Source organism: Brevundimonas vesicularis (assembly GCF_900445985.1).
In the GTDB taxonomy this organism is placed as follows: domain Bacteria; phylum Pseudomonadota; class Alphaproteobacteria; order Caulobacterales; family Caulobacteraceae; genus Brevundimonas; species Brevundimonas vesicularis_D.
The window spans coordinates 1,702,871-1,726,642 of record NZ_UAQP01000005.1; the positions used below are offsets into that span (position 1 = coordinate 1,702,871).

Annotated in this window: 26 protein-coding genes and 1 tRNA gene; 13 read left to right on the forward strand and 14 right to left on the reverse strand. The window is 67.9% G+C overall.

The genetic code is table 11. The features are described from left to right. Nucleotides 1-31 precede the first annotated feature (31 nt). Together DT343_RS08515 and DT343_RS08520 are read right to left on the reverse strand one after the other, a co-directional pair. Complete coding sequence (locus DT343_RS08515; RefSeq protein WP_112862466.1) at nt 32-1,003, reverse strand: FecR family protein; 972 nt, start codon at nt 1,001-1,003, stop codon at nt 32-34. Nucleotides 1,004-1,088: 85 nt separating this feature from the next. Continuing rightward, nucleotides 1,089-1,652 carry an RNA polymerase sigma factor gene (locus tag DT343_RS08520; protein ID WP_258522531.1) on the reverse strand — a complete coding sequence of 188 codons (564 nt, stop codon included), beginning with the start codon at nt 1,650-1,652 and terminating at the stop codon, nt 1,089-1,091. Between the two features lie 121 nt (nt 1,653-1,773). Between DT343_RS08520 and DT343_RS08525 the strand changes: the two genes are divergently transcribed. From DT343_RS08525 to DT343_RS08550, 6 genes are read left to right on the forward strand one after another with little or no spacing between them, the layout of a single operon-like run. Continuing rightward, a complete protein-coding gene (locus DT343_RS08525) occupies nt 1,774-2,460 on the forward strand; it encodes a thermostable hemolysin (protein WP_112862467.1) in 687 nt (228 codons plus the stop codon). Next, complete coding sequence (locus DT343_RS08530) at nt 2,457-3,881, forward strand: AMP-binding protein (protein WP_112862468.1); 1,425 nt, start codon at nt 2,457-2,459, stop codon at nt 3,879-3,881. The genes DT343_RS08525 and DT343_RS08530 overlap by 4 nt, the downstream gene beginning before the upstream one ends. A gap of 8 nt (nt 3,882-3,889) precedes the next feature. Continuing rightward, the gene (locus DT343_RS08535) at nt 3,890-4,567 is read left to right on the forward strand and encodes a TenA family transcriptional regulator (RefSeq protein WP_112862469.1); all 678 of its coding nucleotides are present in this window, start codon (nt 3,890-3,892) and stop codon (nt 4,565-4,567) included. Next, complete coding sequence (locus tag DT343_RS08540; RefSeq protein WP_112862470.1) at nt 4,557-5,309, forward strand: SDR family NAD(P)-dependent oxidoreductase; 753 nt, start codon at nt 4,557-4,559, stop codon at nt 5,307-5,309. The genes DT343_RS08535 and DT343_RS08540 overlap by 11 nt, the downstream gene beginning before the upstream one ends. A 27-nt stretch (nt 5,310-5,336) precedes the next feature. Then, entirely contained in the window at nt 5,337-5,984 is a 648-nt protein-coding gene (locus tag DT343_RS08545) for a tetratricopeptide repeat protein (protein WP_112862471.1), read from the forward strand. Between the two features lie 11 nt (nt 5,985-5,995). Continuing rightward, the gene (locus DT343_RS08550) at nt 5,996-6,625 is read left to right on the forward strand and encodes a methyltransferase family protein (RefSeq protein ID WP_112862472.1); all 630 of its coding nucleotides are present in this window, start codon (nt 5,996-5,998) and stop codon (nt 6,623-6,625) included. Nucleotides 6,626-6,658: 33 nt separating this feature from the next. On the opposite strand, the gene DT343_RS08555 is transcribed toward DT343_RS08550, so the two are convergent. The 7 genes from DT343_RS08555 to DT343_RS08585 form a co-directional block, all read right to left on the reverse strand. Next, a tRNA-Leu gene (locus tag DT343_RS08555) sits at nt 6,659-6,745 on the reverse strand. Nucleotides 6,746-6,803: 58 nt separating this feature from the next. Then, nucleotides 6,804-8,249, reverse strand: coding sequence for a M20/M25/M40 family metallo-hydrolase (locus tag DT343_RS08560; protein WP_112862473.1), 1,446 nt, complete (start codon nt 8,247-8,249; stop codon nt 6,804-6,806). Between the two features lie 43 nt (nt 8,250-8,292). Then, entirely contained in the window at nt 8,293-8,532 is a 240-nt protein-coding gene (locus DT343_RS08565; RefSeq protein WP_045810378.1) for a DUF3297 family protein, read from the reverse strand. Between the two features lie 323 nt (nt 8,533-8,855). After that, nucleotides 8,856-9,776, reverse strand: coding sequence for a MotE family protein (locus DT343_RS08570; RefSeq protein ID WP_017504453.1), 921 nt, complete (start codon nt 9,774-9,776; stop codon nt 8,856-8,858). Between the two features lie 17 nt (nt 9,777-9,793). Then, the gene (locus DT343_RS08575; protein ID WP_112862474.1) at nt 9,794-10,375 is read right to left on the reverse strand and encodes a DUF6468 domain-containing protein; all 582 of its coding nucleotides are present in this window, start codon (nt 10,373-10,375) and stop codon (nt 9,794-9,796) included. Continuing rightward, nucleotides 10,375-11,418, reverse strand: a complete 1,044-nt coding sequence (gene fliM, locus DT343_RS08580; RefSeq protein ID WP_112862475.1) for a flagellar motor switch protein FliM — start codon at nt 11,416-11,418, stop codon at nt 10,375-10,377. Before fliM ends, DT343_RS08575 begins: the two co-directional genes overlap by 1 nt. 2 nt (nt 11,419-11,420) lie before the next feature. After that, on the reverse strand, nt 11,421-12,092 hold the full coding sequence (locus DT343_RS08585) for a flagellar basal body-associated FliL family protein (RefSeq protein WP_112862476.1): 672 nt from the start codon (nt 12,090-12,092) through the stop codon (nt 11,421-11,423). Between the two features lie 180 nt (nt 12,093-12,272). Here DT343_RS08585 and flgF point away from each other — a divergent pair, with 180 nt between their 5' ends. From flgF to DT343_RS08620, 7 genes are all read left to right on the forward strand, one after another. Next, nucleotides 12,273-13,013 (forward strand): flagellar basal-body rod protein FlgF, encoded by a 741-nt coding sequence (flgF, locus tag DT343_RS08590; RefSeq protein ID WP_112862477.1) that lies wholly within the window; start codon nt 12,273-12,275, stop codon nt 13,011-13,013. A 14-nt stretch (nt 13,014-13,027) separates the two neighbouring features. Continuing rightward, nucleotides 13,028-13,816, forward strand: a complete 789-nt coding sequence (flgG, locus tag DT343_RS08595) for a flagellar basal-body rod protein FlgG (RefSeq protein ID WP_112862478.1) — start codon at nt 13,028-13,030, stop codon at nt 13,814-13,816. A 4-nt stretch (nt 13,817-13,820) separates the two neighbouring features. Beyond that, the gene (locus DT343_RS08600) at nt 13,821-14,435 is read left to right on the forward strand and encodes a flagella basal body P-ring formation protein FlgA (protein ID WP_112862479.1); all 615 of its coding nucleotides are present in this window, start codon (nt 13,821-13,823) and stop codon (nt 14,433-14,435) included. Nucleotides 14,436-14,447: 12 nt separating this feature from the next. Then, nucleotides 14,448-15,170: a flagellar basal body L-ring protein FlgH gene (gene flgH, locus DT343_RS08605; RefSeq protein WP_112862480.1), complete on the forward strand. Its 723-nt coding sequence runs from the start codon at nt 14,448-14,450 to the stop codon at nt 15,168-15,170. Nucleotides 15,171-15,310: 140 nt separating this feature from the next. Then, nucleotides 15,311-15,739, forward strand: coding sequence for a hypothetical protein (locus DT343_RS08610; protein WP_112862481.1), 429 nt, complete (start codon nt 15,311-15,313; stop codon nt 15,737-15,739). Between the two features lie 11 nt (nt 15,740-15,750). Then, nucleotides 15,751-16,251 carry a hypothetical protein gene (locus DT343_RS08615; protein WP_220116529.1) on the forward strand — a complete coding sequence of 167 codons (501 nt, stop codon included), beginning with the start codon at nt 15,751-15,753 and terminating at the stop codon, nt 16,249-16,251. A gap of 49 nt (nt 16,252-16,300) precedes the next feature. After that, nucleotides 16,301-18,088, forward strand: coding sequence for a DUF885 domain-containing protein (locus DT343_RS08620; protein WP_181669145.1), 1,788 nt, complete (start codon nt 16,301-16,303; stop codon nt 18,086-18,088). Nucleotides 18,089-18,253: 165 nt separating this feature from the next. Here the strand turns inward: DT343_RS08620 and DT343_RS08625 are convergent, their stop codons facing one another. The 5 genes from DT343_RS08625 to cysG are packed head-to-tail and all read right to left on the reverse strand — an operon-like array spanning nt 18,254 to nt 23,673. Continuing rightward, complete coding sequence (locus tag DT343_RS08625) at nt 18,254-19,252, reverse strand: cysteine synthase A (protein ID WP_112862482.1); 999 nt, start codon at nt 19,250-19,252, stop codon at nt 18,254-18,256. A 36-nt stretch (nt 19,253-19,288) separates the two neighbouring features. Continuing rightward, nucleotides 19,289-20,365, reverse strand: a complete 1,077-nt coding sequence (locus DT343_RS08630; RefSeq protein WP_112862483.1) for a phosphoadenylyl-sulfate reductase — start codon at nt 20,363-20,365, stop codon at nt 19,289-19,291. Continuing rightward, nucleotides 20,352-22,019, reverse strand: coding sequence for a nitrite/sulfite reductase (locus DT343_RS08635; protein WP_112862484.1), 1,668 nt, complete (start codon nt 22,017-22,019; stop codon nt 20,352-20,354). Before DT343_RS08635 ends, DT343_RS08630 begins: the two co-directional genes overlap by 14 nt. After that, nucleotides 22,019-22,294: a DUF2849 domain-containing protein gene (locus tag DT343_RS08640; RefSeq protein WP_112862485.1), complete on the reverse strand. Its 276-nt coding sequence runs from the start codon at nt 22,292-22,294 to the stop codon at nt 22,019-22,021. Before DT343_RS08640 ends, DT343_RS08635 begins: the two co-directional genes overlap by 1 nt. Further along, nucleotides 22,291-23,673, reverse strand: a complete 1,383-nt coding sequence (gene cysG / locus DT343_RS08645; protein WP_112862486.1) for a siroheme synthase CysG — start codon at nt 23,671-23,673, stop codon at nt 22,291-22,293. Before cysG ends, DT343_RS08640 begins: the two co-directional genes overlap by 4 nt. Nucleotides 23,674-23,772 lie beyond the last annotated feature (99 nt).

Genomic DNA, 23,772 nt, shown 5'->3' on the forward strand with positions numbered 1-23,772 from the left:
CTCGTACCAAAAGGCGACGTCCGAAGCAGGTTCAGCGCCGTTCTAGACGAACCCCTTGCGGGCCGCGAGTGGCCTTGATCGGCAGGAACCGTTCCAGCCGGCCGATCACCGCCGCTTCGTCATCGAGCACCAGCGTGCCGGAGAAGCGCAGGTTCGCCGCATTCGGCGCCACGGAAACCGGCGTGGCGAAGGCGCGGCTGAGGTCGGCGGCGATCTCCCGCAGCGGCCGGTCATCATAGGCCCGTCGGCCCTGGGTCCAGGCAGCGGCGGTGCGGACATCGACGGGGGCCAAGGTCATCCGGTCGTCGGCGTCGTCGCGCTGGACCGACTGACCGACCGTCAGACGCACCCGGCGCGCGGGCTGGTTCAGGTCGCTGACCTCGACGACGCCCCGGAGCACCGCCACCTGGGTGTCATCGGCGGATCTGCGGATGTTGAAGGCCGTGCCGACCACGCGCACCTGGCTTTCGCCGACGTCGATCAGGAAGGGCCGACCGGCGTCATGCGCGACGTCGAAGGTCGCCTCGGCCTGATCCATATGCACCAGACGCCGTCCCTGCTCCATCTTCACCGACAGGGTCGAGCCGCCGTTGATCTGAAGCCGCGATCCGTCGTCCAGGGTCACCATCCGCGTTTCGCCGGGCGCGGTGCTGTACACCACGGTCGGCGCGGTTTGCAGCATCGGACCCAGGAAGATCGCCGCGGCGAGGGCCGCAGCCATCGCCGGGACCGCCACCATCCATCGCCGCCCCAGGCCCTTGCGCCGCTCGCGGTGCGCGGACAGGTCGATGACCGACGCCGGCTGAACGTCGGACAGGTCGTTCGACGCCGCCCAAAGCCCCTCGGCCTCGTCAAAGGCGAGCCGATGGGCCGGGTCTTGATCGAGCCAGGCCGTCGCCGCGTCGATGTCTGCGATCGCTACGTCATCGGCGCGCAGACGCACGACCCAGGCGGCGGCCTGGGCGGCGATCTCCTCGTCCTTGATGACGGCGTCCTGGGTCATGATCCGGTCCGGGCCCGAGCGGGCTTTGGGGGAGAGACGACGCGGTCGCGCCGCATCCTCAATGAAAAATGGCGAAATCCGGTCGTCATGGCCAACCGACCCGCAGCAGCAGTTCCTTCAGCGAGGCGGAAACGTATTTTTCGACCGCGCTGCGCGAGACGCCCATCCGTTCGGCGACCTCGGCCTGGCTGAGCCCGGCCATCTTGTGCAGACGGAAGGCCTCTGCGGCCTTGCGCGGCATCCGGTCGATCGCGGCGACCACTTTTTCGAGCTTGAGCCGCGCCCAGACAGCGTCCTCGGCCGACGGCGCATCCTGAGCTTCGGCCGCGTCATCGATAGCGGAAGCGCGCCGCCATTCCAGATCGCGCGCGCCCGCACGACGCTGCGCCTTGGACGCATCCAGGGCCAGATTGGCGGCGATCCGATAGAGGAAGGCCTGCGGGTGGCGGACCTCGGCGGCAGCCTCCTCGGTCATCGATTGCAGCCGCACCCAGACATCCTGCGTCAGATCTTCGGCCGCCGCCGACGATCCCGTGCGCGCCGTCAGGAAGCGCACCAGGGCCGGGCGGCTCTCCAGCCACGCGTCCGCCAAGGCTTGCCGCGCCGGTCGGCTCGGGTCGTGCTGAGGGGGACCGGAAGAGGCGTTCACCACCCCATCGTGGGTTGCTGCGCCCTCTGCGGCAACCGCGATTGCGACCGCGAAAGATTTTTTGTGGGGGTCGCCGCACCGCGTCGTCTCTGGCCCGAAGTCCCCCTGGCCCGAGGCCCGCATGTTTCCAGTCCGCCTGCCCGAAGACGCCGATGCGGTTCGCCCGCGCGCGCGCCGCACGCTGTCGTCGCGCATCATCCGGTTCGACGACCCGTGCCGAGGCGAACGTCGCCGCGTGGAGCAGTTCATCGAGGCGGCGTATGCCGAGGCTTACGGCGGCCAGATTCACGCCCATTTCCCGACCCTGATGAGCGTTCAGGACGAGGCGGGCGTCATCTACGCCGCCGTCGGCTTCCGGCACGCCGCCGAGGCGCCTCTGTATCTTGAGCAGTATCTGGACGGATCCGTGGAAACGGTGCTGAGCCAGGCCATCGGCGCCGTCATCGACCGTGCGCAGGTGGTCGAGATCGGCAGCCTGGCTTCCAGCGGACAGGGCGCGACCGTCTTCCTGTTCGCCGCCATGGCCCATCATCTGCAGTCCGAAGGTCTGCGGTTCGCCGTCGCCACCGCGACCGAAGAACTGCGCCGCATCTTCCACAAGGCCGGTCTGGGCGCGCTTCAACTCGCGCGCGCCGATCCGCGCCGCCTCGACGACGGCGGCGGCAGCTGGGGCGCCTACTATCAGACCGATCCGGTGGTGCTGGCCGGCTCGATCGACGCGGCGACCGCACCGCTGGATCACTTCTCAGAAACGGCCCCGATCGGACGGGCCGTCCGCACCCGCCTGCACTACGAGGATCGCTCATGAGCGCCGTTCTGGACGCCCTGTCGCGTCGCGCCCGCTCCACGCCCGATGATGTGGTGATTCAGTGGGCCGAGGGTTCGCTGACCGCAGCCGAACTGCTGGCGCAGGTCGGTGAGCTGGCGACCGCCTTGGCCGATGATCGATCTCCGGTCGGCGTCCTGCTCGACAACGGACCGGCCTGGGCCGTCGTCGATCTGGCGTTGATCCTCGCCCAGCGGCCGAGCGTGCCGATCCCGCCCTTCTTCACGGCCGCTCAACGCGATCACGCCTTGGCCGACGCCGGCGCGGGGCTGCTGATCACGCCGGGCGCTCCGGGCGAGCTGACGGCGGGCGGCGCGCCCATCCGGCTGACGCCGACAGGGCTGCCGGTGCGCGATCTGCATCCCGGCACGGCCAAGATCACCTACACCTCCGGCTCGACCGGCGCGCCCAAAGGCGTCTGCCTGTCGCAGGATCAGATGGAGGCGGTCGCCGCCTCTCTGGTTCAGGTCCTGGGACGGGATCGCGCCGGGCTGCATCTGCCCGTGCTGCCCTTGGCCGTGCTGCTGGAGAATGTCGCCGGCCTCTATGCGACACTTCTGGCCGGCGGCCGCTATCACGCCGCCCGCCTGGCCGAGGTCGGGATGGGCGAGGCCTTCCGCCCCGACTTTGCGGGCCTGCTGACCACCGTTGTCCAGACCGGCGCCACGACCCTGATCCTGGTTCCCGAACTGCTGCGCGGCCTGATCGCCGCCCAGAGCGCGATGCGGCTGGATCATCGGCTGGAGATGATCGCGGTCGGCGGCGCCCGCGTGTCCCCGGCCCTGCTGGACGCCGCCGCCAACGCCGGCCTGCCCGTGGTCGAGGGCTATGGCCTCAGCGAATGCGCCTCGGTCGTGGCGCTCAACAGTCCGGACGACGCCCGCCCCGGCACGGTCGGCCGGCCCCTGCCTCACCTTGATGTCCATCTGGCCGACGACGGCGAAATCCTGGTCTCGCCCCATCGCTTCCTCGGCTACGTCGGACAGGCCGCCGCGCCGGGACGTCTGCACACAGGCGACATCGGCCGCTTCGACGCCGATGGACGGCTCAGCATCGAAGGTCGCAAGGCCAACACCCTGATCACCGCCTTCGGCCGCAACGTCGCGCCTGAATGGGTCGAGAGCGAGCTTCTGGCCGAGCCCCACATCCTTCAGGCGATGGCGATGGGCGAGGCGCAGGCGTCGTTATCGGCCCTGATCGTGGCGATGCCCGGCGCCGAGCCGGCCCAGGTCGAAGCCGCCGTGGCGCGCGCCAACGCCCGTCTGCCCGACTATGCCCGCATCGGCGACTGGCGTCTGGTCCCGCCGTTCGATCCCGCCGCCGGTCAGGTCACGGCCAACGGTCGTCCGCGTCGCGAGACCCTGCTGCGCACCTATGCCCCCTCCCCCTCGCAAGCCGCCTGAGAGTTCGCATGTCGTTTTTTGAATCCCTGGTCGCCGCGACCGCAACCGAGCGGGCCGCCTTCGCCGCCATCCCCCAGATCAGGGACGGTCTGGCCGGCCGAATCAGCCGCGACACCTACGTCGCCTATCTGGCCCAGGCCTATCACCACGTCCGCCACACCGTGCCGTTGATGCAGGCCGCCCGGGCGCGGCTGGACGATGACCACGCCGTCTTCAAGGCCGCGCTCGACGACTATATCGCAGAGGAAACCGGCCATGAGCAGTGGATCCTTAACGACATCCGCGCCGCCGGCGGCGACCCCGATCAGACCGTGCGGGACGGCCCGAACGTCGCGACCGAACTGATGGTGGCCTATGCCTATGACACCATCCAGCGCATCAATCCGATGGCCTTCTTCGGCATGGTCTATGTGCTGGAAGGCACCAGCATCCAGCTGGCCAGCGTCGGCGCCGAGGCCGTGCAGCAAAGCCTTGGCCTGCCGCCCGCCGCCTTCACCTATCTGATCTCTCATGGGGCTCTGGATCAGGATCACATCCTGTTCCTCAAGCAACTGCTGGACCGGGTGTCGGACGCCAACGACCGCGCCGCCATCGTCCACATGGCCAAGGTGATGTTCGGCCTGTTCGGCGGGGTCTTCGCCTCCATCCCCCACATCGCAGCGTGGGAGACGGTCGATGCAGTTTGAGGATCGCAACATCTTGGTCACCGGCGGCTCCGGCGCCTTGGGGCGTCGTGTGGTCGAGCGGATCGAGCGCGAGGGCGGCCGGGTCACGATCGTCGCCCGCGCGCCGGTAACGGGCCATCACACCCTGGTGGGCGACCTGTCCACTCCGCAGGGCCTCGACAGCGTTGCCGAACAGGCAGGCGACCGCGCCTGGGACATTCTGATCAACATCGCCGGAATCCAGCATTTCGGCCCGCTGGAGCAGCAGACGCCCGAGCACCTGCTGGCGACCTATATGGTCAATCTGGTCGCGCCGGCGCGTCTGGCCCAGGCCGTCCTGCCCGGCATGAAGGCGCGCAAACACGGCCAGATCGCCAACGTCGGCTCCATTTTCGGCTCGATCAACTTCGCCCACTTCGCCAGCTATTCCAGCGCAAAGGCCGGGATGCGGGCGCTCAGCCAATCGCTGCGCCGCGAACTGGCCGGCACAGGCGTCGGCGTCACCTATGTCGCGCCCCGCGCGGTGGCTACGCCGTTCAACTCCGCCAAGGTCGATGAATATGCGCGCCTGACCGGCATGGCCGTCGACGATCCGGACGCGATCGCCGACCGCATCGTCGCCGCCATCCGCAGCGATCGCCGCGACGTCTATCTCGGCTTCCCCGAGAGCCTGTTCGTCCGCCTCAACGCTCTGGCGCCCGGCCTGATCGACGGGGCCCTGAAATCCAACGACCTGAAAGCCCGCGCCCTGTTCGCCGGCTGAACCACAGAACAAAAGGAGAGAAGCGCTATGAAGACCGCCCTGTTCGTCCTGGCCCTGATGGCCGCCCCATTGACGGTCGCCTCCGTCGCCCATGCCGATGCCTGCGACGACCGCGCGCGCGGTCTCCAGCAGTCGTGGGACCATGTGAATTTCGAGGTCCCGCAAGGCGTTCGAATGGCGGAAATGGCGCGGCTGAACACCCAGGCCGACGCCGTCGTGGCCCAATGCCCCAACCGCGCCGAACCTCTGGTCTGGGACGCCATCATCACCGCTTCGGAAGCGGGATTGAAGGGCGGCATCGGCGCCTTGGGCCTGGTGCGTGAGGCGCGCACCGAACTGGAACAGGCCGAGCGGATCAATCCGCGCGCGCTGAACGGCTCGGTCTATGTCAGCCTCGGTTCGCTCTACGCTCAGGTGCCGGGCGCTCCGATCGGCTTCGGCAACCGCCAGCGCGCCCGCGACTACCTCCAGCGCGGTCTGGCCATGGCGCCCAACGACGTCGACGCCAACTTCTTCATGGGCGATCTGCTGGTGCGTGAGCACGACTGGAACGGCGCTGCCCGCTATCTGCAAAAGGCCATCGACGCCCCCGCCCGGCCCGGACGCGTCGTCGCGGATCGCGGTCGCAAGGCCGAGGCCCGCGCCCTGCTCCTCCGCGCCCAGCAGCACCACTGAACAGACCTGTCATGAGCCCTGTTCCCCCCGCCCTGTCGCTCGATGTCGTTCAGCGCCGTCGCAAATGGTTCGCCGGTCTTGTTCTGCTGGCCCTCATCGCCCTGACCGCCAGCGTCCGCTCGGTCGCCGCCTTCGACGGCGAATGGCATCAGGGCGTCGAGGCCCTGGGCCTGGGTGCCATCATCGCCGCCATCGTCGGCCGCGCCTGGTGCTCGCTCTATATCGGCGGACGCAAGAAGGCCGAGATCGTCGATCGCGGCCCCTATTCCATCACGCGCAACCCGCTCTATATCTTCAGCTTCATCGGCGCGTTCGGCGTCGGCGCCCAGACCGGCAGCGTGACGATCGGCGCCATCTTCGCCGTGGCGACCTTCCTGGTCTTCCTGCGCACGGTCGGTCGCGAAGAGGCCTGGCTGGCCGAACATTTCGACGCGCCCTATGCCGCCTATTGCGCCCGCACGCCGCGCTTCTTGCCCAATCCCGCCCGCTGGCGCGACGCCGACGAACTGATCGTCCATCCCGCCTTCTTCGTCCGCACCCTGCGCGACGGCCTGGTCTTCCTCGCCGCCATCCCCGTCATGGAAGGCATCGAGCACCTGCAGTCGTCAGGGTTGATCGGCTTCCCGGTCAGCCTGTTCTGATCGGCGCTTCGATTGGACCTGATGGATTTAGAATGGTGCGGGCGGCCGGGATCGAACCGGCAAGGACTTTCGTCCGGCAGATTTTAAGTCTGCTGCGTCTACCAGTTTCGCCACGCCCGCAGCCCGGTCTGGCCCGGCCCGGCTCCTATAGACGGAACCGGGCCGGGTCTCCAAGTCGTCAGCGTGCCGGGGTCGCCGGCGTGGTCGCGGGCTTCATCGCCCGGAAGTCCACGTCGGAATCGGCGATCAGCCACAGCAGGCCGGCCCAGGCGGCGACGTTCTGGCTCAGTTGGGCCGGATCGATCTTGTCGAGCGTGTCGTTGGCGGTGTGGTGCAGGTCGAAATAGCGGGTCCCGTCCTGCGCCAGGCCGAAGAAGGGCACGCCCAGCGGACCCATCGGTCCGACATCGACGCCGCCCTCAGTCTCGACGCGATCCGAGGCCAATACGCCGATCGGATAGAGGACGCGGGTCGCGGCCTTCTGGAAGTCCGAGCCTTGCGCGCCGGCGGGCAGGCGCAGGGCATAAACGCGGTCGGCGCCGAAATCGCTCTCGCCGGCGATGATGTGCTTGTCCAGCGCCGCGCCCTGGCCGAGGGCGTAGACGCCGCCGCCGTTGCCGGTCTGGGCGGTCGGCTGGGCCACTTCTTCCGAACCGTAGAAGATCACGCGCAGGGTGCGGGCCGGGCGACGGCCGCTGTCGGCGATGGCCTTGGCGGCCGCGATGGTGATGGCGCCCCCTGCCCCGTCGTCGATGGCGCCGGTGCCCAGGTCCCAGCTGTCCATGTGCGACCCCAGGACGATGATCTCGTCGGGGCGCGTGGTGCCCGGCAGATCGCCGATCACGTTCTGGCTGGTGGTGCGATAGGTGCGGGCGGTCGAGGTCAGGCGCATGCGCACCGGCTGACCAAGGGCGACCAGGCGACTGACCTGATCGGCGTCGGGCGCGGCCAAGGCGAAGGCGGGAATGGTCGGCTTGCCGTCGACATAGCGGGTCGTGCCGGTGTGCGGCATCCGGTCCTCGTCAGAGCCGACCGAGCGCATGACGAAGGCCGCCGCGCCCTTGGCCGCCGCCACGCCGGGGCCGGCGCCGCGCACGCGGGTCTGGGGACCATAGCCCGAGCCGTCCTGCATCGGGTGCATCTGGCCCAGATCGACATAGACGATCTTGCCGCGGACGGCGGCCTCGGGCGCGGCCTGCAGGTCTTCGAAGGTGGAGAAGCGCACGATCTCCGCCTCGACACCGCCCCTCGGCGCGGCCGGCGAGTGGCCCAGAGCCGCAGCGACCAGGGCCTGGGCGTTGTCGCCAACGATGGCGGCCGAGCTTTCGCCCCGCTCCCAGCCGACCAGCGGGAACTCTTCGATGCGGACGTTCTGGAAGCCGTTGGCGCGCAGATAGTCGGCTGCCCAGGCGGCGGCCTGTTGTTCGGAACGGGAACCCGCCGGGCGCGCGCCGAACCGCGTCGTCAGCTGGGTGACATAGTCCATGGCGATGTTCGATCGCATCGCCGCGTCTCGCACCACGATCGCCTGCTGCACCGTCGCCGCATCCTGCGCCTGGGCCGCCGGGATAAACGCGACAACACCCAAGGCGACGGCGCTGGCGGTCAGCAGACGGATGGACATAAGCAGGCTCCGGACTCAGATGAGAGCCGGACCCTAGGTAGGTTCAGTCGTTCTGGAAATAGGGTTCGACCGGACCCTGCAGTTTCACGGTCAGGGCCTTGCCCTTGCGATCCACGCGGTTGCCGAGCGCCAGGCGCACCCACCCTTCGGACACGCAGTATTCCTCGACATTGGTCTTCTCTTCGCCCTTGAAGCGAATGCCGACGCCGCGTTGCAGGACCTCGGCGTCGTGATGCGGGCTGGACGGGTCGACCGAAAGGCGATCGGGGGGCGTGTCGGACATGGCGTTGGTCGGGCTCAGATCTCGGGAAGGCGCGGTGATAGACGCGCTCGCGCGCCCTGCCAATCCGAAACCGGGCCAAACCGGGCTCGAAGACCTTTAGGGCAGCAGATGATAGTGCTGGGCGACGGCGGCCATCATCACGGTTCCGCCCGCCGGAACGGCGAGTATGATGGCCCGGCGCATGCGATGCGCCACATAAAGCAGTTCGCCGATCATGGCGCGGATCCTCGATGTCATCGCTCTCTGACGGAGCGTTCGAAGATCATTGGTCGAACAGTGCGCGCTGTCGAGACGAGACGTCAGCGTCGAGATCACACTTAAGGTTACTGCACGGTTTGACGGGGCTGGGCGTTGGGGGCGGCTGACGGCTGATAAGCCTGCGGGCCGGTCGCAGCGGGGGCCGCCGCAGGCGTAGCGGCGGGACGACGCGCCGGGGTCGCGGCCGGGCGAGCCGCCGGTCGCGCAGCGGGACGGTTGGCGGCCGGGCGCGGCGTCGGACGGGTCGTCGGGGCGGCGGCAGGCTGAGCCGTCGGTGTCGCAGGCGGGGTCGTGGCGGCGGGCGCAGCCGCGGCGGGCGTCGCGGCCGGAGGCGTCGCAGCCTCGGCGGCGGCGGCGCGGGCGGCCATCTGCTGGGCCTGGAAGCGGGCGGCCAGCTTTTCGGTCAGCTCCTTGGCTTGCGGCGCGCTCATCTGGGCCATGATGGCGGCCAGGGTGCGCGGGCGCATGGCGGCGGCGACCGGCAGGCGTACACGGTCCTCCAACGCGGCCATGACCGGGGCGGCCTCCTTGGGACGCATGGCGGAATAGACCTGAACCAGACGATCGATCTCGGCCTTCTCGCGCTCGTCCACTTGGCCGAGCATCTGCTTCATCTCGGCCTTCAAGGCTTCCAGCGCCTTGACCTTGGCGTCCAGCTTCTGCTCGGCGGCGACCATCAGCGGCAGGGTGGTGGCGAAGTCCTGGTCACGCGCGTCCAGCGCGGCACGGCGCTGCGACAACGACTGGATGATCTTGAGCTCGGCCGGCGAAATCCCCGCCTGCTGGGCCAGCTGTTCGGGAGACAGGGCGGAACAGGTGCCGGGCAGAGCCGGCTTGGGCGGCGCGCCGGCCGCAGCGGGAACCGCCTCCTCGGCCCAGGCCTTCGCCCCGTCGAACAGGCCAGGCGCGACGCCGACGGCGCGCACGGCGACGACCCCGCCGATGGCGATGGCGATCAGGGGCAGAATGCGGGGAAGGCGGGCCATGAAATGGGGTTCCGAACTCAGGCGGCGAACAGGTCGTCGTCGAGATTACGACGCGCGGCGTTGAGGCTTTGTTTGGCGGAATGGTTAGCGGAGCGTCCGGCCGTCAGGGCCTGAACGATGGCGGCGACATTGTCACGCCCGGCGGGAGCGACGGCTTCGTTGCGACGGTTCGAAGCGGGACCGGCCAGTCCCTGGATGCGTTGAGCAAGGGCCGCCATGCGCTCGGCCCGCTCCTCGTCTTCGGTTGTGGCCGGCGCCGGAGCCAGGGCGGCCGGTGTCGCGCGACGGACGGGCTCTTCCTCGACGATCCGCGCCGGCGCCATGGCCGGCGCGCGGGCGATCAGGGTTTCCAGCTGCGCCTTGACCTCACGCGCCTTGATGATCCGGTCGTGCAGCAGATCCGTTTCCTGACCCGAGGCCCGAAGAGTGGCCAGCGCGTTTTCGGCGCGGCCCGCGGCGGCGTTCAATTCGGTCACGGCCTGGGCGAAGGCCAGCTGGCCGGCGCGCAGGGCGGCAAGCTTGCGTTCCAGCTTGATGCCGTAACCGACCGCCGCGATCAGCAGCACCATCAGCACGCCGTCCATGATCATTCCGGCCATCAGACGTTCACTCCCAGGCGGGCGGCGACTTCCGGATTAACCGGCCCTTCGACGCGTATGGCGATGTGCTGGCCCTTGCGACCCATGCGGCCTGTGGTCAGCGGAATGGAGCCAGCGCGGATCGAAACCTCGGAATCCGGCGTGGCGTTCAGCATCATCGTGTCGCCGACCTTGAGGTTCAGCACGCTGGACAGGGGCATCTGCTGTTCGTCCAGGACCGCGCGGACTTCGGTCTCGGTCGTCCAGATTTCGGTGGCCAAGTGGCCTTCCCAGATGTTGTCGCGGCCGAACTTCTCGCCCATGAACTGCTGCAGCAGCATCTTTCGGATCGGCTCCAGCGTCGCATAGGGCAGCAGCAGCTCGATACGACCGCCGCGATCCTCCATGTCGATGCGCAGCTTGATCAGGATGGCGGCGTTGGCGGGACGCGCGATGGCGGCGAAGCGCGGGTTGGTCTCCAGCCGGTCCAGGTTGAAGTGGACCGGCGTCAGCGGCTCGAACGCCTGGCGGGCGTCGTTCAGCACGACCTCGACCATCCGCTGCACCAGCACCCGCTCGATGGTAGTGTAGGGCCGGCCTTCGATGCGCAGCGCCGCCGTGCCGCGACGACCGCCCAGCAGCACGTCGACAATCGAATAGATCAGGTTGGAATCAACCGTCAGCAGACCGTAGTTGTCTAGCTCCTCGGCGCGAAACACCGCCAGGATGGCCGGCAGCGGGATCGAGTTCAGATAGTCGCCGAACCGGATCGACGAAATATTGTCCAGGCTGACTTCGACGTTGTCAGAGGTGAAGTTGCGAAGGCTGGTCGTCATCAACCGCACCAGGCGGTCGAACACGATCTCCAGCATCGGCAGACGCTCGTAGCTGACGAGCGCGGAGTTGATGATGGCCCGGATGCCTGACCGTTCAGAGCCGTCGTCGTCGCCCAGATCGAAGCCCAGCAGGCTGTCAATCTCATCCTGGTTCAGGACGCGTTCGGACAGCGCGTCGCCGGGATCGCCCAAACCGCCGAACGGATCGAGTTGCGCCGTATCGGTCATGCCTATTGCACCAGCATTTCTTCGATCAGCACGGCGTCGACCTTGCCCGGAGCGGCGATCAGATTGACGCGGCGCAGGATCTCGGCGCGCAGCTGATAGGTGCCGGCCGAGCCGCTGAGATCCTCAGGGCGCAGTTCGCGCACGAAGCCGGTGAACATGTCCTGCAGACGCGGCATCTCTTCCTGCAGGTGGGTCGCCACCTCTGCGTCGTGCATTTCCAGCGTCAGCTTCAGTTTCAGGAAGGTCGGACGGCCGTCGGGCGACTGAATGTTCATGACCATGTCGGGCAGGGTGTAGAAGGTGACCCCATCCGGTCCCTCGGCGATAACGCCCAGCGCCGGATCGGCCTCGCCTTCCTTACCGCCGCCGCCGTGACCGCCGCCTTCTTTCTTCGCTTCTTTCTTTTCGGCCTTGTCGGCCTTCTCTTCTCCGTGGCCGGCTTCGGCCTCGGCGCCGTGCGCTTCGACGGGCTTGGGCTTCAGCATGAAGAAGGCGGCCGCGCCCCCACCGCCCAGCACCAACAGGGCGACCGGCGCGATGATGAACAGCAGCGGGATTTTCTTTTTCTTGGGCGCAGCGGCGTCGCCCTCGGCGGCCTCGCCTTCGGTCACGGCCGGCAGATTGGCGTCGGCGTCGGCCGCAGGCGCACCCTTCTTCTTGCCGAACTTGAACATGCGCGTGCCCCGGAGACTCTCTCATGACGAGGATCGTCCGGTTTGGTTAACGCGACGTTTACAATGGGCAGGATTTGCCGGGTCGGAAACGACCCGATCCCGCTCAAACCCGCATTCCGCCTGAATTAACCCTGTTGGCACGGCCGTTGCGAGAGGCTGGGGCGAAGGAGCACGCCTCTCGTGGAAAACGCCGCCTATATCGGACTGTCACGCCAGATGACGCTGCGTCGCGAACTGGACATCGTGGCCAACAACGTCGCCAACGCCAACACCACCGGCTTCAAGGTCGAGCAGCTGATGCTTAGCGCCGAGATCGGGCAGCGGGCGCGCAACGACTCGATCCGCCCGTCGGCCAGCTTCGTGCTGGACAATGGCGTCGGTCGCGACTTCGGCCAGGGCTCCATCCAGCAGACCGGCCGCTCGCTGGACTTCGCCATTTCCGGCGAGGGCGCCTTCTTCACCGTGCGTGATGGCGCCAACGGCGAGGCCTACACCCGCGACGGCGCCTTTACCCTGGATCCGGAAGGGCGTTTGACCACCAAACAGGGTCAGGCCGTCCTGGGCGGCGGTGCGGAGATCGTGCTGGACCCTGCGCTCGGTGCGCCCAGCGTCGGCGCCGACGGCACCATCACCCAGAACGGACAGGTCACCGGCCGACTGTCGGTCGTGCGTTTCGATACGCTGGGCGTGCTCGAAAAGGGCGGCGACAGCCTCTACCGCAATAAGTCCAACGCCCAGCCGATCGAGGCCGCCGACGCCCAGGTTCATCAGGGCTCGCTGGAGTCCTCCAACGTCAATCCGTTGATCGAAATCACCAATCTCGTCGAGATCAGCCGCGCCTACGAGAGCATTTCCAAGCTGATCGAAAACACCACAGACCTGAGCCGTCGCGCCGTCGAGCGCCTCGGCAAGGCCGCTTAAGGGAGAGCCGGAACATGCGCGCTCTGAGAACCGCAGCCTCGGGCATGGCCGCCCAGCAGCTGAACGTGGAGGTCATCTCCAACAACATCGCCAACATGAACACGGTGGGCTTCAAGAAGCAGCGCGCCGAGTTTCAGGACCTGCTCTATCAGAACGTCGAACGTATGGGAGCTCAGTCCTCAGCCTCCGGCACCGTGGTTCCGACCGGTATCCAGATCGGGGCGGGCGTCAAGGCGGGGGCCGTCTATCGCGTCACCGAACAGGGCACGCCGCAGATCACCGGCAACCCCTATGACATGGCCATCGACGGCAAGGGCTATTTCCAGATCAGCCTGCCCTCAGGCGAAAAGGCCTACACCCGCGCCGGCAATCTGCAGGTCAATCCGGAAGGCCAGATGGTGACCGACGACGGCTATCTGCTGGAGCCGGCGATCACCATCCCGCAGGACGCGACCAAGGTGTCGATCTCCAAGACGGGTTTGGTTCAGGTGACCCAGGCGGGGCAGCCCGCGCCAACCACCGTTGGTCAGATCGAACTGGCCAGCTTCTTCAACGAAGCCGGTCTGGAAGCCATCGGCGACAACCTCCTGCTGGAAACCGCCGCGTCCGGGCCGGCGATCGTCGGGACGCCCGGCGATGCTGGTTACGGACAGATCATGCAGGCCTACACCGAGGCGTCGAACGTCGATGCGGTCGCGGAGATCAGCGCCCTGATCGTGGCGCAGCGCGCCTATGAGATGAACTCCAAGGTCATCAGCACCGCCGATCAGATGCTGTCGGTCGCCTCGCAAGTGAAGGGCTAGGGCCATGACCCTGATCCGTTCCCTGCTGCTCGCCGCCGCCGTCAGCGCCTTCGCCGGCGCCGCCCTCGCCAACCCCGTCGTGCTGCGCGCCAACCCCGTGGACGACGACGGTCGCGTCACCCTGGGCGACATCTTCGAGGGCGCGGGCGCTGCGGCCAATGTCGCCGTCGCCGAGCGCGTCGGTCCTTCTGTCGTGCTGGACGCCGGTCAGCTTCAGGCCCAGGCGCGTCAGGCGGGCCTGGACTGGAGCAATCCCAACGGCCTGCGCCGCGTCGCCGTGCGCCGTTCGGCCGGACCGGTTCAGACCGTGGCCGAGGCCGCGCCGACGGACGCCGTCCAGGTTGCCCAACCTATCGCCCGCGCCGCCTATCGTCCCGGCGCCGCGCCGCAGGTCATCGCCCGCAACGATATGGTGCGCGTCACCTATCAGGTCGGCGGCGTGAACCTGGCCGTTATGGGTAAGGCCATGCGCAGCGCCGGTCTGGGCGAACCAGTGGCCATCATGAACACCACCTCCAACCGCGTCATCGACGCGGTCGCCTCCGGTCCCGGCCAGGCCATCGCCGGCCCCGGCGCCGACATGGCCCGCGCCAATCCCCAACAGTTCGCCGCCCGCTAGGGAATCCAAGTCATGCGTAAAGCCGTCCTGATCCTCGCCGCCCTCGCCCCGCTCGCTGCCTGCTCGACCGTCGCCGAAACGGTGCGCGGTCCGGAACTGGCTCCCATCGGCTATCCGGCCGCCCTGATCCCGGCGCAGCAAGCCTATCTGCCCGCGCGCGAGACCGCGCCGGCCAGCGCCAACAGCCTGTGGCGCACGGGCGCCCGCACCTTCTTCGGCGACCAGCGCGCGCGCCATATCGGCGACATCCTGACGGTCAAGATCGACATCGACGATCGCGCCCAGACCCAGAACTCGACCCAGCGCTCGCGCTCCAACGAGATCAACGCCGGCGTCAGCAATCTATTTGGCCTGGAGAGCAGCCTGGGCCGCGTCTTCCCCGGCGGCTTCGATCCGTCGAAGATGGTCGGCATGGAAGGCGATCTGAAGTCGTCGGGCAACGGTTCGGTCAGCCGCGCCGAGAAGGTGTCGCTGACCATCGCCGCCGTCGTCACCGACGTCCTCGCCAACGGCAATCTGGTGATCCAGGGTCGGCAGGAAGTGCGCACCAACCGCGAGGTCCGCGAACTGACGGTCGCAGGCATCGTCCGCCCCGAGGACATCTCATCCGCCAACGCCATCAACCACACCCAGATCGCCGAGGCGCGCATTTCCTACGGCGGTCGCGGCGACGTCAGCCGCGTCCAGGCCCCGCCCGTGGGACAGGCGCTGGCGGAACGCTTCAGCCCGTTCTGACGCGAGCTGACCCCGCTGCGTGAACTGCTGAGGGATAACCGCGTTCAGAGTGAATGCGGTCGTCTGATCTTGCGGTCATAGCCGCGTCTGACGACATTGAAGGCGACGCGGCGCTGCGCGTCGTCGGCGGGGGCTGACACATGATGCTGATTCTCTCCGCCCTGATGGCGGCCGCGATACAGACTGCGCCCGCCTCAGGCTGGACCTGGAGCCTGTACGAGGGCGAGGGACCGATGGTGCTGGCCAACGACATCCCCGACACCGCCAGCCTGCGCGCCACGCTGCAATGCCTGCCGGGTTCGGGCGCGGTCTCGGTCGCGGTCTATGGCGGGGATGCATCCGCCGGCTTTGCGCGCATCACCTCGGGCGGGTCGACGGCCACCAGCGAGGCCCGCGTCGGGCGTGGCGGCAAGCTGGAGACGGCGATCCCCGTCGACCACCCCGCCTTTTCCGCCTTCGTCGCGAACGGCCGGATGACAATCGCCGTCGGCGACGACGCCAACACAATCACCGTCGAACGTCCGCACATGGCCAAGCTGCGTCGCTTCGCCGATCGCTGCGCCGGCTGAGGAACTCACGCATGCGTCTTCGCTTGATATCAGCCTTGATCGCCGTCTCGGCTCTTGCGGCTTGCGCGACCCAGCCCCCGATGCCCGCAGCCGGCTCTGCAGCGACCGCATCGGCGCCCGCGCCCACGCCCGGTTACGACTGGTTCCTGAACACCGATGGTCAGGAGGCCATGCTGGCCTACGGCGTCGCCAATAGCGACGAAGTCAAACTTCGGCTCGCCTGCCAGGTGGGGTCGAGCGCGCTGGAATTGACGGCCTCCAGCGACAGGCCGGGCCGCGAAATCTATTTGGAATCCGGCGGCGACACCGAGCGCTATCGCGCCGCATCTGAACCAGCCGTCGTGCATGACGGCGAACTGCTGACGGCTCAAGCCAAGACAAAGGATCCGGTCTTCCAACGCTTCCGCCGTCTGGGCTGGATCGCCGCCTGGGCTGACGGCGAACGTCACGTCTACGCCGCCTATCCCGCCGCAAAGGCGCAAATCGAGCGGTTCTTCACCGTCTGCGGTTGACGCATCGGCTCTGCTCGGCTTGCGTGCCGCTCCTGACAGGAGGGGCGTCATGAAGATTTCTTATCTGGCTATCGCGGCCATGCTTGCGGCCGGGTCGCCGATCATGGCCGTGGCGCAAACGCCGCCCGCCGCCGTCGCAACCGCGCCGGCAGACGCCGCGCTGAACGCCGTCATCGCCGACTACGAGACCTATCTGAAGTCCGTCGATCCGATCTCGGCTGGCGGCGAGGGCGATGTGGAGGCGATGGGGCGGGTGCCTGACCTGTCGCGTGAGTTTGAACTGGCCCAGCGCGCACCGCTGGAAGGGTTCGTGCGGCGGCTGACGGCCATCAACCCGGCAAGTCTTTCCCACGCCGGCGGCATAAACTACGCCTTCCTGCTCTATACGCTTAACCGCAGCCTGGAAGGGTCAGACTACGACACCAGCCGCCTGGCGTTCGACTCCGAAGGCGGCCCCGGAACCTGGGCGCTCTATGTCGGCGGCAGCACGCGCCTGAACTCGGTCGCGGAGGCAAAGGCCTATATCAAGCGTATCCGGGGCTTCGGCCAAATCTACGCCCAGACGACGGCCAACGCCCGGCGCGGCCTGGACACCGGCCTGGTCCAGGCCCGGTCCGTGACAGAAAGCGCCCTGACGCTGGCGCGAAACGATGTGGCGATCAAGCCGGACGCCGAGCCGCTGCTGAAGCCCCTGTCGACCCTGCCCTCGACCGTGTCTCAAGCGGATAAGGATCGCCTGAGCGCAGAGGCGACGGCGGCGGTTTCGGAAGTGATCCTTCCGGCGCGCCGGGCCTGGCTGGAATTCCTCGAGAGCGACTATCTGCCCAAGGCGCCGGTCCAGCCGGGCATCGGCAATCGGCCCGGCGGCAAGGCGCTCTACGCCTATCTGGTGCGCGGCCACACCACGACTGACCTGACGCCCGACCAGATCCACCAGATCGGTCTGGACGAGGTCGCGCGCATCCGCGCCCGTATGGATTTGGAAATGAAGGCGTCGGGCTGGACCGGCGACTTCGCCGGCTTCCTGAACTTCCTGCGCACCGATCCGCAGTTCTATGCGACCAGCCGCGAGGCCCTGTTGCAGCAGGCGTCGGAGATGGCCAAGCGCGCGGATGGCGGCCTGCCGCCCCTGTTCGCCACCCTGCCCCGCCTCACTTACGACGTGCAGCCGGTGCCGCCGCAGATCGAGGAAAACTACACCACCGGCCGCTACAACGGCGGTTCGATGCAGAACGGCGTCGCCGCCCATTACATCGTCAACACGTCCAAGCTGGATCAGCGTCCGCTGTACGAGCTGCCCGCCCTGACCCTGCATGAGGCCGTGCCGGGCCACCACCTCCAGATCGCCCTGCAACAGGAGGCGCCCGGCCAACCCTATTTCCGCCGTCAGGCCAATGTGAGCGCCTATACCGAGGGCTGGGGCCTGTATGCCGAATATCTGGGCGAGGAGATGGGCTTCTACCGCACGCCTTACGAGCGGTTCGGCCGGCTGTCCTATGAGATGTGGCGCGCTTGCCGACTGGTCGCGGACACCGGCCTGCACTGGATGGGCTGGACCGAGGAACAGGCCCGCGCCTGTTTCCGCGACAACTCGGCCCTCGCGCCCCACAACATCGAGACCGAACTTCAGCGCTACATCGGCTGGCCCGGCCAGGCCACGGCCTACAAGATCGGCGAAATCCGCCTTCGCGAGATCCGGGCGCGGGCCGAACGGGAGCTGGGGTCGAAGTTCAACATCCGCACCTTCCACGACGCCCTGCTGGTCGAAGGCCCGTTGCCGCTGGCGTTGTTGGACCAGCGGATGGACGCCTGGATCGCGGAGCAGAAGGCGAAGTAGGGAAAGGTGTCTCCTCCCCGATTCGCGGGCAGGTGGCGCGGCGCTTCTTCAGCGCCGTGACGGAGGGGTTCTTTTCGCATTACCCGCGCCCCTGGGGCGTCAAGAACCCCTCCACCCCGCTTCGCGCGGTCCCCCTCCCCGCTTCGCGGGGAGGAGACGGGCGCCTCACGCCCACCCCGGAACCGGCAAACCCTTCGACCGCAGGAATTCCGGGTTGAACAGCTTGGACGCATAGCGCGAGCCGGGATCGCACAGGCAGGTGACGATGGTCTTGCCGGGCCCAAGCTCGCGCGCCAGCCGCACCGCGCCGGCGATGTTCACCCCCGCCGATCCCCCCAGCGACAGGCCTTCGTGCTTCACGAGGTCGAACAGGATCGGCAGGAACTCCGCGTCCTCGATCCGATAGGCGTAGTCAGGCTTGAAGCCCTCCAGATTGCCGGTGATCCGCGCCACACCGATCCCCTCTGTGATCGACGATCCCTCGCCGGTCATCTTGCCCTTGGTGAACCAGTTGAACATGGCCGCGCCTGCTGGATCCGCCAGGGCGATGGTCACATCCGGCTTCTGTTCGCGCAGATAGGCGCCGACGCCGGCGATGGTCCCGCCTGAGCCGACGGCCGAGACGAAGGCGTCGACCTGACCGTTTGTCTGCGTCCAGATTTCGGGGCCGGTCGTGTTGTAGTGGGCCTCGCGGTTGGCGGTGTTGTCGAACTGATTGGCCCAGATGGCGCCGGCCTCTTCGCTGTCGTTCAGCTCGGCGGCCAGACGCCCGGAATAGTGGACGAAGTGGTTCGGGCTGGAAAAGGGCGCGGCGTCCACTTCGACCAGGCGGGTGCCCAGAGAACGGATGGCGGACTTCTTCTCTTCCGACTGGGTGCGCGGAATGACGATGACGACCGGATGACCTAACGCCGCCCCGACCAGGGCCAGGCCGATGCCGGTGTTGCCGGCCGTGCCCTCCACGATCGTCCCGCCGGGTTTCAGCGCGCCCGACGCCCGCGCGCCCTGCACGATCGACAGGGCCGCGCGATCCTTGATCGAACCGCCAGGATTAAGAAACTCGGCCTTGCCCAGGATATCGCAGCCCGTCGCGTCGGACAGGCGGTTCAGGCGCACCAGCGGCGTATTGCCGATCAGGTCGATGACGGATGACGTAGCGGACAAGGTCAGGCTTTCAGGCGAAGGTCGAAACAGGGCGGATCAGGCGGCGGCTTGGCGTTGCCCTAAGTGGATGCCGCACTCGACCTTGTCCATGCCCGACCAACGTCCGGCGCGGGCGTCTTCGCCGTCCTGGACCGCGCGGGTGCAGGGCCAGCAGCCGATGGATCGGTAGCCTTGCTCGACCAGCGGGTGACGCGGCAGATCGTTCTCCTCCAGCCAGGCCTCGACGTCGTCGGCGTCCCAGTTCGCCAGCGGATTGATCCGCAGCACCCCGTCCAGCACCTCGAACGGCTTCAGCTTTGCCCGCGTCGCGGCCTGATAGCGTTTGCGCCCGGTGATGAGCGCATTGAACCCGGCGGTCGCCCGCGCCAGCGGCCGCACTTTTCGCAGGTCACAGCAGGCGTCGGCGTCGATCTTCCACAGGTCGTCGCGCGCATCCAACGTCGCCTTCTCGCCCGCATCCGGCGTGACCAGCCGCACGTCGGTCAGGCCCAGCGCCTTGGTCAGCTGGGTGCGATAGGACAGGGTCTGGAGGAAATGCTGGCCTGTCTCCAGAAAGACCACCGGCACGGTCTTGTCCTCGCCGGCGATGATGTCCAGAAGGACGGCGGACTCGGCCCCGAACGACGAAATGGCGCCGACCCGCAAACCCAGCGCCGGGTCCAATGCCGCCTTCACGATCTCGGATGCGTCCTTGCCCGCCGTCTCGCGATTCAGCCGTTCGGCCAGGGCGTCCAGATCGCGGTCGTTCGACGCCGCACGCCGCCGCTGCCAGATCGTCGGTGCGGGATCCACGGCGGGCTGGTAGGCGGCGCTGAACGCCTGATCCATGCGGTCCCAGGCGGCCGCATCCGCGCCCTCGGCCAGTTCCACCGCGTCGAAGCCCGAACGCCGAAGGTGTCGCGCCTGATCCGGCAGGACCTTGCCCGCCGCGATCAGCCGCCCGGCGTAACCGCGCTCTCGCAGCATCGCCGCAAGCGAGAAGCCGCGTCCGTCGCGGAAGGCGTCGAACTCCAGCACCAGCGTGTCTTCGCTTGCGGCGGCCGTCTCAACCTCCTCTAGCGGGGTCGTCACCGACAGGCGCAGCCCGTTCTGTATGCCCTCAAGCCGTTGCATCGAGCGTCTCATAGATGGCGTCGCGGAAGGGATCGGGTCCGACGCGGCGCACCGTGTCGATGAACCGCTCGCCGTCCGTGCGGATTTGCAGATAGCGGTCCAGCGTCCGCTGAATGGCGGGCGCCACCTCTTGCGACGGCAGGCTCTTGCCCACGATGTCGCCCAGCGCCGCCTGTTCGTCGGGCGAGCCGCCGACGGTGATCTGATAGTATTCCTCGCCCTTGCGATCGACGCCCAGGACGCCGATGTGGCCGACGTGGTGGTGGCCGCAGGCGTTGATGCAGCCGCTCATATTGATCCGGACCGGCCCCAGCTTTTCCTGATAGTCCATGTCGGCCAGCCGCTTGGACAGGGCCTGGGCCACCGGGATCGACCGGGCGTTGGCCAGGCTGCAATAGTCCAGGCCGGGGCAGGCGATGACGTCGGTCGCCAGATCGGCGTTGGCGGTGGCCAGTCCCGCCTCCCGCAACGCCCGCCAGACCGTCGGCACGTCGTCCAGCTTCACATGAGGCAGGACCAGGTTTTGCTCATAGGCGGCGCGCAGTTCGTCGAACGAATACCGCTCGGCCAAATCCGCCACCGCGTCCATCTGGTCCGCCGTGATGTCGCCCGGCACCCCGCCGACCGGCTTCAGCGACACCACCACCGAGGCGTAACCCGGTTGACGGTGACGACGGACGTTGTTCCTCGCGAACCGAGCGAAGTCCGGATCGGCCAGCAGGGCGCGGTCGAACGGGCCGCTGACCTTGGGCAGAGCCTCGAACGGCGGCGGAGCGAAATAGGCCTTGATCCGCTCGGCCTCGTCCTCGGGGATGCGCAGATCCTCGTGGCGCAGGGTGGCGTAATGCTTGTCCACCTCCTCGCGGAAGGCCTCGATCCCTAGCGAGGCGACCAGGATCTTGATCCGCGCCTTGTGGATGTTGTCGCGCCGACCTAGCAGGTTCCAGGCCCGCAGGATGGCGGTCAAATAGGCCAGCAGGTCCGCCGCCGGAACGGCCGAGGCGATCTCCTGACCGATATGGGGCAGACGCCCCTGTCCGCCGCCGACGAAGACGCGGAAGGCCGTGCAGCCGTCCTCGCCCTTTACGATCTGAAGGCCGACATCGTGGGTGCGGATCGCCGCTCGGTCCTTCTCCGCGCCGATCACCGCGATCTTGAACTTGCGCGGCAGGAAGCTGAACTCTGGGTGGATGGTCGACCACTGACGGATGATCTCGCACCAGGGGCGCGGATCCTCGATCTCGTCGTCGGCGGCGCCGGCGAAGACGTCGGTGGTGGTGTTGCGGATGCAGTTGCCCGAAGTCTGGATGGCGTGCATCTCGACATCAGCCAGATCGCTCAGGATCGCCGGCAGATCGGTCAGAGCCGGCCAGTTGTACTGGATGTTGCAGCGGGTCGTGAAGTGACCGTAGCCCTTGTCATAGGTCCGCGCGATATGGGCCAGCTGGCGCATCTGACGACTGCTCATCACGCCATAGGGAACGGCGACGCGCAGCATATAGGCGTGCAGTTGCAGATAGACGCCGTTCATCAGCCGCAGCGGCTTGAACTCGTCCTCGGTCAGGGCGCCGGACGCGCGGCGCGCCACCTGATCGGAAAACTCCTCGACCCGTTCACGCACCAGGGCATGGTCGAACTCGTCATAGCGATACATCAGCCCACGCCTCCGACGACGCTGTGGCCCACAGTGGGACCGGCGGAACGGATGCGCTCCTTGAGGCGGTCGCGACCCGAGGGGACATGGTCCAGAACCTCGACCAGGTAGGGATTGACGAAGACATTCGGCCGACCGGCCACCTCGGCCAGCACCCCCTCGGCCGCCGTCTCGTCAAGCACCGAGGCCTGGTCGATGTGCTCGACCGGCTGGTTGTCGACACCTGCATAGATGACGCGGCCGTCCGACAGGCGGTTTGCGGTGACGATCTTCACGCCGCGACCTCCGTCCGCGTCTCGACCGACGCCGAGAAGGCCGCCGTCTCGCCGACGAACAACAGGGCCGGACCGGTCAGGTCGGCGCCGCGCGCCAGGGCGCCCAGCCCGTCCAGACGACCGGTCAGAACCCGTTCCTCGGGACGACTGCCGTTCTCGACAATGGCCACGGGGGTCGAGCCCAAACGGCCCGCTGCAATCAGTTTGGCCGCCGTCTCTTCCGCCCGGTCCACGCCCATGTAGACGGCCAGGGTATGATTGGGCGCAGCCAGCCGCGCCCAATCGGCGTCGTCGCCGCCCGGCTTGGCCTGAGCCGTAACAAAAGTCACCGCCTGGGCATGATCGCGGTGCGTCAGCGGAATCCCCGCCGAGGCCGCGCAGGCCAGGGCCGCCGTCACGCCCGGCACGACGAACACCGGGATCCCGGCAGCGCGCACGGCCTCTAGTTCCTCGCCGCCGCGTCCGAAGACGAAGGGATCGCCGCCCTTCAGTCGCACGACCCGATGACCGGCGCGGGCCTCCTCGATCATCAGAGCCTCGATCTGATCCTGAGGCACCGAATGCTCGCCGCGCGCCTTGCCCACATACAGCCGCTTGGCGTCGCGCCGCGCCCGTTCCAGCACCGCCTCGGGCACAAGACGGTCGTGGATGATGACGTCGGCGTCCTGCAACACCCGCAGCGCCTTCAGGGTCAGCAGTTCCGGGTCGCCCGGCCCGGCGCCGACGATATGGACGACGCCCTGCTCCGGCGCGGCGACGTTCAGCAGGCGCAGCATCTCGCGCCGTGCCTCGGCCGTCCGACCTTCCGACGCCAGGGTCGCAGCCGGACCCCGGAAGGCCCTCTCCCAGAAGCGACGGCGCGCCATGAAGTCCGGCACGCTGGCCTTGACCGTATCGCGCAGCTCGCGCGCCAGCCGCGCCACATTGGCCAGGCCTGCGGGCAGCACGCCCTCGATGGCCGTGCGGATGTCCCGCGCCAGGATGGGCGCCGATCCGCCGGTCGCCACGCCGATCACCACCTCGTCGCGGTCGATCAGGGCCGGGGTCTGGAAATCGCTCAGATGCGGCTTGTCCACCACATTGATCTGGGCGCCCGCCGCGCGCGCGAGATGACCCAGCCGCGTCAGTTCATCCGCATCGTCCAGCGCCATGAACACCAGCCGTGCGCCCGCCAAGTCTTCAGCCTCCGGCGAACGCAGCACCGGCTCCGGCGCCGTCAACGGCGTCTCGATCTTGGGGGGCGCGCCGTCAGGTGCGAACCACACCAACTCGGCCGGGGTGTTCAGGAACAGTCGCAGCTTGGCCAGCGCCGGCTCGCCGCCGCCGATGATCACGATCTTTGCGGCCTCCAGCGGAATGGAGGCGAGGAATACACGCATCGTCTTGCTTTCTGGGCCGCCGGGAGAGGAAACAGGGACGACGGCAGGGCGCGAACCTTCGTCTTCCCCGTCCAGAGCCGCAAACCAGATTGCCTTTGG

Excerpts from the sequence above, each read along its gene's own strand:
- DT343_RS08615 (WP_220116529.1), top strand. The coding sequence starts at position 15,751 with ATGCGTCTTCGCTTGATATCAGCCTTGATCGCCGTCTCGGCTCTTGCG.
- DT343_RS08620 (WP_181669145.1), top strand. The coding sequence starts at position 16,301 with ATGAAGATTTCTTATCTGGCTATCGCGGCCATGCTTGCGGCCGGGTCG.
- DT343_RS08515 (WP_112862466.1), bottom strand. The coding sequence starts at position 1,003 with ATGACCCAGGACGCCGTCATCAAGGACGAGGAGATCGCCGCCCAGGCC.
- DT343_RS08540 (WP_112862470.1), top strand. The coding sequence starts at position 4,557 with ATGCAGTTTGAGGATCGCAACATCTTGGTCACCGGCGGCTCCGGCGCC.
- DT343_RS08570 (WP_017504453.1), bottom strand. The coding sequence starts at position 9,776 with ATGGCCCGCCTTCCCCGCATTCTGCCCCTGATCGCCATCGCCATCGGC.
- flgG (WP_112862478.1), top strand. The coding sequence starts at position 13,028 with ATGCGCGCTCTGAGAACCGCAGCCTCGGGCATGGCCGCCCAGCAGCTG.
- DT343_RS08550 (WP_112862472.1), top strand. The coding sequence starts at position 5,996 with ATGAGCCCTGTTCCCCCCGCCCTGTCGCTCGATGTCGTTCAGCGCCGT.
- DT343_RS08545 (WP_112862471.1), top strand. The coding sequence starts at position 5,337 with ATGAAGACCGCCCTGTTCGTCCTGGCCCTGATGGCCGCCCCATTGACG.
- DT343_RS08565 (WP_045810378.1), bottom strand. The coding sequence starts at position 8,532 with ATGTCCGACACGCCCCCCGATCGCCTTTCGGTCGACCCGTCCAGCCCG.
- DT343_RS08525 (WP_112862467.1), top strand. The coding sequence starts at position 1,774 with ATGTTTCCAGTCCGCCTGCCCGAAGACGCCGATGCGGTTCGCCCGCGC.
- fliM (WP_112862475.1), bottom strand. The coding sequence starts at position 11,418 with ATGACCGATACGGCGCAACTCGATCCGTTCGGCGGTTTGGGCGATCCC.
- flgH (WP_112862480.1), top strand. The coding sequence starts at position 14,448 with ATGCGTAAAGCCGTCCTGATCCTCGCCGCCCTCGCCCCGCTCGCTGCC.
- DT343_RS08585 (WP_112862476.1), bottom strand. The coding sequence starts at position 12,092 with ATGTTCAAGTTCGGCAAGAAGAAGGGTGCGCCTGCGGCCGACGCCGAC.
- DT343_RS08575 (WP_112862474.1), bottom strand. The coding sequence starts at position 10,375 with ATGGCCGGAATGATCATGGACGGCGTGCTGATGGTGCTGCTGATCGCG.
- DT343_RS08530 (WP_112862468.1), top strand. The coding sequence starts at position 2,457 with ATGAGCGCCGTTCTGGACGCCCTGTCGCGTCGCGCCCGCTCCACGCCC.
- cysG (WP_112862486.1), bottom strand. The coding sequence starts at position 23,673 with ATGCGTGTATTCCTCGCCTCCATTCCGCTGGAGGCCGCAAAGATCGTG.
- DT343_RS08600 (WP_112862479.1), top strand. The coding sequence starts at position 13,821 with ATGACCCTGATCCGTTCCCTGCTGCTCGCCGCCGCCGTCAGCGCCTTC.
- DT343_RS08610 (WP_112862481.1), top strand. The coding sequence starts at position 15,311 with ATGATGCTGATTCTCTCCGCCCTGATGGCGGCCGCGATACAGACTGCG.
- DT343_RS08560 (WP_112862473.1), bottom strand. The coding sequence starts at position 8,249 with ATGTCCATCCGTCTGCTGACCGCCAGCGCCGTCGCCTTGGGTGTTGTC.
- DT343_RS08535 (WP_112862469.1), top strand. The coding sequence starts at position 3,890 with ATGTCGTTTTTTGAATCCCTGGTCGCCGCGACCGCAACCGAGCGGGCC.
- DT343_RS08630 (WP_112862483.1), bottom strand. The coding sequence starts at position 20,365 with ATGCAACGGCTTGAGGGCATACAGAACGGGCTGCGCCTGTCGGTGACG.
- DT343_RS08635 (WP_112862484.1), bottom strand. The coding sequence starts at position 22,019 with ATGTATCGCTATGACGAGTTCGACCATGCCCTGGTGCGTGAACGGGTC.